The organism is Mesorhizobium sp. A623, assembly GCF_054489405.1.
Genome location: NZ_JBTMXB010000070.1, coordinates 1 through 8,611 on the forward strand (window position 1 = coordinate 1; position 8,611 = coordinate 8,611).

The following is an 8,611-nucleotide window of genomic DNA, read 5'->3' on the forward strand; positions in this document are numbered from 1 at the left end:
GGCACATTGGCTCACCCTCTCCACAAGCCGACTCGAGTTGCTTGGGCTCTTTTTCAAGTGAAATCGTTGATTCAAGCCCCACCGCGGAGGCGCCTGAAGGTTTTCGGAGGCCCGTCATGCATCCGGTGCAGGCTTGCCGATGGGCGGCAGCTTTTGCGAGCAGCGTGGAACGAAAGTATTGCAGATGGCCAAAAGGAATGGAGCTGGAATGCCTCAGCGAGCCGGTTCCGGGGAGCTTTGGCGCATTGTCGTGCTCTCGAAGCGAAAGAGGACGGTCTCGTGGAAACCATCTCGTTAGTTTCGCACAATGTTTAAGGCCGGCTGCTAAAATACCCTCCGGGCAGTAGCGTGTGAGCTGAGGCGCTTTCGGCGTCGGAGCCTGTCCTATATCGCCCTGATCTTATCGATTACGTAGAGACGACAAGCGCCGGATCGAAGGATGGGTTCTCGCCATCGTAACCGCTTGGATTGCAAACGATGCGCGTGCTTCGGACGTGATAGTCGCAACTGTCATGGGTATGACCGTGGACCCATAACGCGGGACGTCCGACCTCGATTGCATCAGACAGATCGCTGGCATACGCCGCATTTAGCAGATCGCCCTTGAACCGTGGCGGGATGGATTTCGCATGTGGTAGATGATGGGTGACGACGACGGTCTTTACAGGCTCGGATTTCACGGCGGTGTCGATGAAGTGGCGTGAATCCTGATGCATCCGGTACGCCATCTCGGGCACGAAGCGTTGCCATGGATTCCTTCGTAATGCGATCTGCTTATGATCGTTCATCCGTTCGCGGGCGTTAAACATCGCCAGCTTCGGGTGCCCCTCGATGCGATAATCGGTCCAGAGCGTCGCGCCGAGAAAGCGGACGCCGTCGATGACGACAGATTGGTTCTCCAGGAAGTGCACATTCGGGAACTGGGCGGCGGCGGCATGACCGTCTTCGAGTCCTTCGCGGATCGCCCCTTTGTAGAACTCATGGTTGCCGGCGACGTAAACGCACGGCATCGCATGGGCGATGTTTTCGCTGAGCCAGTGGACGCCATTTGCAACGGCTCGGCACAGATCGCCTGCGATAACGCAAACATCGGCATCCGGAATGACGAACGGCTGCCGCAGGTCGGCATATTCAAGATGAATATCGGAGAACAACCAGATTTTCATGGGATCGAATCCTTCGTTGGAGGACGAACGCGCGCTTCCGTTGAGGATTCGCAACCCTGCGCGGCCTGACGCTTTCGATTTGTCCAATTCTCGGCGGTCAACCGGACCATTCGCTGTTGTACTGCCCGGCGTCGACGGAGCCGGCTCCAATTTCCGGTTCTTCGGCGCCGCCGTTATCGTCGGCATTTCCGTCGGCGAGTTTTTGTTTCGACATGCGCACGTACGATCTTTGGCGAAACTCCCAATATGGCCTCGGAATCCCTGGGCAGGCCGCCGCCACTCCCTGGCTGGACCACCTGCCCGACAATCTCGGCAATTTCGGTGGCGGACAGGTAGCCGGATGTCGAAAGCCTGTCGGCAACCTCGTCGAGTGCGACCCGGTTTCTTGCCAGCAGTTCCGCCGCATCCGACATCGCACTGTCGAGACGCCTGCGAACGCTGGCAAAAAGGTCCGGCATGGTGGCCAGCGGGTCGTCGATCCCTTCGGCCAAGAACACCGGACCGAGATCGCCGAAGCCGAGCCTCAATTCCATGTCCTTGGCAAGCTCCGTCGCCCGCGACAGGTCGGAGCCGCGCCGACCGCCCGCTCCCGCAGAGGGATTGCCGCACACCAGTTCTTCCGCCGCGCGGCCAGCCAACAGCATGATCAGGATCTCTTGGCAGCGTTCCGGCGATACACTGCCGCGAATCGAGACGATCTCGGTAAAACCGTCATGATCGCCGATGGTGACCCCGGCCACGTCCATGCCGCCCAGCATCGTGGCGGCAACGGCATGGCCCGCCTCGTGCACGGCAAGACGGCGACGGTCTTCCGCCGACGGCGGATCGCGCCGGGAGCGCACCTCGGCCAAAAGATCATCGAGTTGCAGTAAGTGGCGGCCGCGCCGGGCAGCACCGCGAGCCCTTCTGACATAGGCCTCGACGTCGGCACCAGTCGCACCGCGCGCGGCAAGCGCCACCGGCATCAGGTCGATATCGGGCAATTGCTCGCCAAGATGATGACGGAAAATCCTGGCAAGGGTTTTGGCATCGGGCTTTTCGATCGCAATCTCGTGATCAAGCCGTCCCGCCCGCTTGACGGCCGGATCGATCGCATCCGGATGATTGGTCGCACCGATGACCACGACACCCGGCCGATCCTCGATCCCCTGCAACAATTCCAGAAACAGATTGACGATCTGCGACCAGTATTCGACGTAGTCGCCGCTCAGCCTGGCCCGATCGGAGATGCCGTCGAGTTCGTCGATGAACAGAATTGACGGTGACAGCTTTCGCGCGCGGGCAAAGACGTCCTTGATCGCCTGCAAGGTACCCGACAGATAGCTTGCCGAGTTCCAGTCGGCGACGCTGGTCGCCACCAGCGGCACGCGCGCGGATTTGGCGAGCGCCCTTGCATAGCTGGTCTTGCCGACGCCGGGCGGCCCTGACAACAGAAGCCCCCGGTTGTCTACCTCATCCCAACTGATCCGGCCCGCCTTGTAATCGGCAAAATCGGCGGCCAGTTCGAGGCCCCAATCCTTTGCCTCGCCATAGCCGTCGAGGTCTTCCAGCGCCGGACCGTCGGAATGGAACTCGCTCTTGCGTTCGATCAGGTCTTCCAGCCTGACGATGCAGTCTTCCGGAGTGCGGTCGGGCCTCAGCGCCAGCACCAGGTCTGCAATGTCGAGCAGGCGGATTGCCGCGACATCCAGAGAACGCTTCGGGCGCTTGCCCGTCACCGCCTCGATGACCAGCGACAGGGCACTGTCGTCGATCTCCGGCAAGACAAGATGATATTCGGCCGAGCGCATCAGGTCGCGCGGCAGTTGCCTGCGCGGTTCAGGCGCGATGCCGATGACGGTGGCGCGCGCATGCAGTGCCTCGGCGATCGCGTCATTACCGGAATCGGGCTTATGGTCCTTCTCGGTGCCGTCGCGCGCGACGATCAGCGCTTCGTCCCGCCCAGGCTTCGAGAAGCGGTTGCCGGTCGCGATGGAAAACTCCGCCGGAAGCGCACAGACCTCGATCACTTTCTTCACCGACTCGACGCGGTCCGGCGTATGCGTGGCGATACTGACAACGGGAGCGCCTCTGCGCAGGATCCGTGTCAGCCCGGGCTCGGCTTCGATGGCGCGGGCGGTCAACACGGCCACGGCTGCGAGGTCCGGCCGGATCGAGACGCGTTCTTCGATCGGCGTGTCCATTAGATCGTCGAGGAGGATTTCGACAGGATCGGACGGGTCGCCCGATCCCGCACGGAGCATCGATTTGGCATGAACGCCGTCGTCACGGGCGAGGATATCGAGATAGGCCCGCGCCAGAAGGTCGGTCTTGACGATGCCGATTGCGGCGTCCGCCATCTCATGCTGCACAAGGGACATGCTGTCCTCCGATAGGAGTTTGGGAATGGGGAGCCGATTACGCACCCCGGCGCGCGCTATGGCTGTGGGCATTTATTGACACGGGGGCGCTGCCCAGCCGATGCCTGACCTGTTCCAGCACCGCTTCGAGTTCTTCTCCCTCCAGGGTCTTTCGCGTCATCAAGATGTCGCCGAGGAAGTCGATCGTCGTCTCGTGCTCCACGGCCATCTTGCGCGCGACGACCGAGGCGCTCGCCAGTCTGGCATGCACGCGCTCCGCAAGATCATGGTCCACCGCGAAGATCGCTCCCCGGTCTTCAACTTTCCGATGCAACAGCGGCCATCGCCTGGAAAAGCCCATGGTGGTTTCCATCTCGCAGGCCAGTGCGGTGGCGGATGCCAGGTCACTTCCCTCGGAACCTGACCCGGCAACGACCGAGCCGACGATGACCTCTTCCGCCGCACGCCCGGCGAGCCCCGCGATGAGGACGCCGGTCAGCATCTCCTCGGTTTGCTCACCCGGCCCCGGCATCGTGCCGGCGACATAGCCGCCTTCCGGCGCTTCGATGGTGATTTTTACGATGGTTCCGATATCCAGATGAAGACGCGCCACGGCATGGCCGGCTTCATGGACGGCCATGCGGTGTTCGAGTTCCAGCGAGCGTACGATCTGGAGATCATCGCAAAGGCGCTCAATGGCGGGCGACTCCGCTGGCTCGTTGACCGGAATACCGGGTTCGACCGCAGGTATTGGTGCCTCCGTTCTCCCGTCTCTGCGGCTCAGTCGTACGGACTTGCCACGTGCGCGCCGATTTGGCCTGGCTGGGTTGCGTCTGGACTTGGTCATCTCCGTTCCTTTCCTCCATCGATCATTGTCGCGGGCGATTGCGCTCGCGCGCCTCGACCAAAGCTTCGACGAACCGCTCCAGCTTGCGGATCGAGCCGCCGGCCCAATTCCTTCGCAATGCCTCGAGTTCAAAATCCTGCAGCGGCGCCGCCCAGCGCCGATCGTGTCCCGTCTCGGTGTAGAGCCGCTCGAGAATGCCAGGTGCAAGGAATGGAAGCTGATCGGCTCCCGGAACCGGAAATGACAGGATTCGGCATCGATCGCGCAGAACCGCCGGAATGCCCAACGTTTCATTGGCGGTCATCAGCCAAACCACATGGGAGAGATCACAACTGGCCTCGATGTAAGGATCCGACCAGCGTGATGAGGTCTGGGGTTCAAGCAGGCCGATCAGGACGTCATGAACATTGCCATTGTGGCGGCCGGTGCCGATTTTCTCGATCTCGTCGAGAATGATGGCGGGCCCGGCATTTACGTGGCGACACACCGCCATAACCGGAAGACTGGGCTCTCCCGACGACCATCGTCGAGGTGTGCCGCCGATAGCGCTGTCGCTCAAACCGCCGCATGAGATCAACTCGTGGGGAACGGCCAGTTCCTCGAACAGCCGCCTGGCCAGGCGCGTCTTGCCGCATCCCGGTGGTCCGACAAGAATGGTCGGGCGCATATGGACGTATTTACGGCCGACCAGTCCCCACAGGATGCTGTCGATCACCGATACGGCATAGGGGAACTCCGACAGCAGTGTCATACGCACGGTAGCCAGGTCAGGCACCGGCGCTAGCGGCAAGCGCCACCGCACATATTTATTGTATTCGAGAGAGACGCGCTTTCCCTCCGACGTGCTGTCATTGCCGATGGAAGGGATGACAACAATACAATCGGCGGCATTGGCAATGTCCGCTTTCTCATCTCCTGCCGCAAGCGAATCTTCGTCGTATTCATCGTCCGGCGCATCTGTCTTCGCTTTCGCGGCCGGCTCGTCCGGTGTCGAGCGCAGGATTGCCGCTTCAAATTCCCGTTCATAGCCGCGCCGCATCCGAAGCATCGAATATCGCGACGCTTGAAAGAAGTCGCCCCTTTGGACCTCACGCTGTGTTCGTGCGAGCACACTCCATGACAGTGCGCGCCACAGCATTCGGCGGTTGTCGCCATGCTGGATGTCATGCAGGGCCAACGTCGCGATCTCACCCGCGATCGTGCCGGCGGCTGCCGGATCGCCGAAAGCGGCGAGATAAAACTGGCTGCGCAGTCGACAGGCCTCGACTGGAATTCCTTTCACGGGGATCGTGCTATCCAGAACTGTTGCCACGGCCTTGATGCTTTCCTCGCTCTGCTCGACCGCCAGATCCTCAATGCAACTGATGAATGGCACGAGTTCTTCACGCTCACGCTTTTTAAGGCGCCGTGTCAGACGGCTGGCATACTCACGGATGTCGCTGCGGATCTCGTCGTCGAAGAAAGCCATGCCGCGGAGCAGTTCTTCCTCGCTCGGCAGATGCAGGCCAATCCTTGCCGCCTTCATCCGCCGCTCGAAATGGCGGTCAGCGTCTTTCATCTTCGCCACGACCACCTGGTCCTATGAATCAAGGTCAGAAAAGTCGCTGGGGCGCCCCAGGCGATACCAGCGTGACAGCGTCCTGGCCCAGCCCATGTCTTCGGACATCAGCCAAACGTCCGACGTCGTGATCAGCCTGTTCTGGCCGGTCAATGTCGGATGCCCAGTCGAAAAACCCATCAGGCAAGGCACCACCCTGCTTCCGAGGCACCAGCGATCAAGAATTGGACTGTCACCGCCGGCTACTGCCTCCGGAGAAACGCCGCGATGAATACGTTCCATGTCGACAGCAAGCGATTTCGCACGTTCCATCTCAAATGTGAACACTGCATCGGGTTTGGCATTTTGGGTAAACAACAGCATGGGCAAAGCTCCGGCGCCGACCAAGGGATCCAAGGCAATCGGATCCTGTGATTCGCTAAATCGATGGGTTAGCAATACGGCGTCGCCGTAACGGCGTCTAGCCGGCCACAAGCCGGCGTCACAAGTGCAAATTTGTTGCGATCGTCAGGATGTGCTGGAATGTGTCAACAATTTAGCGCGCAGAAATCCGACATGATCGTCCCAAACGAAATACTCAGAGCTGGCAGAGCCGCTATCGGCCTTACCCAGTCCGAACTTTCCAAAATTTCGGGCGTAGGGAAACGAACGATCCTGCGTATCGAAAAAAATGAGCGCGTCGCCGTGAGAACGCTGCAAAGCGTCCAGGCTGCCCTCGAAGAAAAAGGGGTGGAGTTCACACCCAGCGAAGACGGTAAAGGACCGGGGCTGCGAGTTCCGTTGTCGTTGATCTCACACGCTCTCGCACATCATCGTCGACATCGACGATGATGTCAGCGATCAACGCCCTGAGCATTTGCTGACATGCACGCATCGTCACATCAGGTGCATTCCAGGCCGCTGACAATGGATGTCCGTTTCTCGCTTTTGCCGTAAACGTAAACACCTGCGTAGAAGGGGTTTTTGAGAACGGCGATCACATTGCGGTAGCGGATCGGCAACCAGACGAAGTTGGTCATGGGGGCTCTCGTCAGACGGCCGAGGGAAGTGGATATGACCAGCCGTCATCGACAACAATACCTGGCGCGCGCTGCCCAGTTCTCCGAAGCGCGCGAAGATGAGCCGGATTACCTTCTGCAGGCGTAAGTCTGGGTCAAACCCGAGCCCAGCTTCGCGATGCCAGATGTAACCGAACGGGACTGACAAGCGCAGTTCGCCGCGGCGTGCCTTCGACCTGGCGGCGTCTAGCATCCGCGTCCTGAGTACGCCCAGTTCGAACTCGCTGATACTACCCTTCTTGCCCAAGAGCAGGCGATCATTAGGCTGACAGGGATTGTACACGCCGTCGTGGTCGATGACACGGTGCGCGGCGATCTGGATGCATCCAGGCACAACACGGCGCCGACCTTGGCCTTAACGCGGCATATTATGCTCGTCGAGCGATCCAAGTTCACCAAGCGGGTCACTTCGCCGTCACGCTAATCCGCGTTGAAGCCAGCAGCTATCTCCTCCCAGTCCACCAAATCCATGTCGCTGGGCTGGCCCATGTCGGGTGGGCCTTTGGGGAACAGCTCCCGGCAGAACGCTTCGGCGGTCTCAGCTTTGAAATGGTTTAGGTCTCTGCGTTCCCGCATGGCGAGGTACAAACCTCGCTCGCCACGTACCCAGAGAGCTACGTTCCAAGTCTCGTAATTCTTCCAGCCGTTGTAGCTCATCCGTTACTCTCCTTCTCGGTTCGTCTTACCAGCTAAAGATTTCTCGCAGGCCCTTGGCGGTCTACTTCAAAATCGTCGACCGCGTATCAGTCGATGCCGTCGGCAGTGATTCTTCGTTCGAACCCCGCCAATGATGCAAAAAGCCGACACGAGGCCATCCTGCCGGTGCTACTTACGCGTTATTCGTTATCTCTTCGTTCGATTGCCCTCCGTCACCTCGACTTCGACAGCGCCTAACAGCAGCGCCTCTAGCAGGCTGTTGAAGAAGGTTCCCACGGACGCGCAATGAAGTCGCATCATCCCGGCCATGGAAGCAGAGTTGACCATTCAGGGAGCCGTCAAGCTGGATGGCGGCCGATCCTCGCCAGCCGAACAGATCGCGGCCGGGATGATCCACGTCACAAGCGGCTGGATCATTATTCGCCCGAACGGCGCGCCTCGACGATCACCTGTACCCGACCGAGGCGGCAGCTCGAACAACCGCCAGATGTTTCATTGGGGGTCATTTGGTTGCGTCTGCCAAGAGTGTCTGGACCATCAACCGTCGCCGACCCGACTGGATCATCTGAGAGGCGTCATGAATTCAGCGTCCAAACTTTTTCCCTGCAAGCGCGTCAGGATTCACCAGAAACTGAACAAGAACGCGTTTGTTTGGCCTCACTGATCGCAATCGATCCTTCTTCGGCAGATCGCAGGCTATTCGAAGCGACGTAATAAAGCGGCCCGCGCTTCTCTATCGGCCAAGTGCGAAGTCGAGATCGTGGAACGACATCGCGAACATCACCCCTACACCACGATGCGAGTCATCGTGAGATTCATCCCCAAACGGCGTTTAACCGAGTAATTGGAGAACTCAAAGGTGGATGGCAAACGCGGTTTACAATGAGCCCGACGGTCAGGTGTCTTCGCGGCCGTCGACGCTATCGTCGCGAAGGTGAGGTTTTCGCTGGAAAGTCCACCCGGAGCCGTATTTCTCAACGAGTTCG

7 protein-coding genes and 1 pseudogene are annotated in these 8,611 nt (G+C 59.8%); 1 reads left to right on the top strand and 7 read right to left on the bottom strand.

Features of this window, described 5'->3' with window-relative positions:
• Positions 1-407: 407 nt before the first annotated feature.
• The 5 genes from ACX3P1_RS27250 to ACX3P1_RS27270 all read right to left on the bottom strand — a co-directional run bounded on the left by ACX3P1_RS27250 (position 408) and on the right by ACX3P1_RS27270 (position 6,273).
• The gene (locus ACX3P1_RS27250) at positions 408-1,166 is read right to left on the bottom strand and encodes a metallophosphoesterase (RefSeq protein WP_459082811.1); all 759 of its coding nucleotides are present in this window, start codon (positions 1,164-1,166) and stop codon (positions 408-410) included.
• A 173-nt stretch (positions 1,167-1,339) separates the two neighbouring features.
• On the bottom strand, positions 1,340-3,526 hold the full coding sequence (locus tag ACX3P1_RS27255) for an AAA family ATPase (RefSeq protein WP_459082813.1): 2,187 nt from the start codon (positions 3,524-3,526) through the stop codon (positions 1,340-1,342).
• Positions 3,527-3,563: 37 nt separating this feature from the next.
• Complete coding sequence (locus tag ACX3P1_RS27260; RefSeq protein ID WP_459082815.1) at positions 3,564-4,352, bottom strand: hypothetical protein; 789 nt, start codon at positions 4,350-4,352, stop codon at positions 3,564-3,566.
• Positions 4,353-4,374: 22 nt separating this feature from the next.
• Entirely contained in the window at positions 4,375-5,820 is a 1,446-nt protein-coding gene (locus ACX3P1_RS27265; protein WP_459082817.1) for an AAA family ATPase, read from the bottom strand.
• 111 nt (positions 5,821-5,931) lie between these two features.
• Entirely contained in the window at positions 5,932-6,273 is a 342-nt protein-coding gene (locus ACX3P1_RS27270; RefSeq protein ID WP_459082819.1) for a DUF6634 family protein, read from the bottom strand.
• Between the two features lie 192 nt (positions 6,274-6,465).
• On the opposite strand from ACX3P1_RS27270, the gene ACX3P1_RS27275 reads away from it, so the two are divergent.
• Positions 6,466-6,741, top strand: coding sequence for a helix-turn-helix domain-containing protein (locus tag ACX3P1_RS27275; protein WP_459082821.1), 276 nt, complete (start codon positions 6,466-6,468; stop codon positions 6,739-6,741).
• 65 nt (positions 6,742-6,806) lie between these two features.
• Here ACX3P1_RS27275 and ACX3P1_RS27280 read toward each other — a convergent pair.
• Both ACX3P1_RS27280 and ACX3P1_RS27285 read right to left on the bottom strand, forming a co-directional pair.
• Positions 6,807-7,325: pseudogene (locus ACX3P1_RS27280) on the bottom strand (recombinase family protein); the annotation flags it as partial.
• A 63-nt stretch (positions 7,326-7,388) separates the two neighbouring features.
• A complete protein-coding gene (locus tag ACX3P1_RS27285; RefSeq protein ID WP_459082823.1) occupies positions 7,389-7,625 on the bottom strand; it encodes a DUF7249 family protein in 237 nt (78 codons plus the stop codon).
• Between the last annotated feature and the right edge of the window lie 986 nt (positions 7,626-8,611).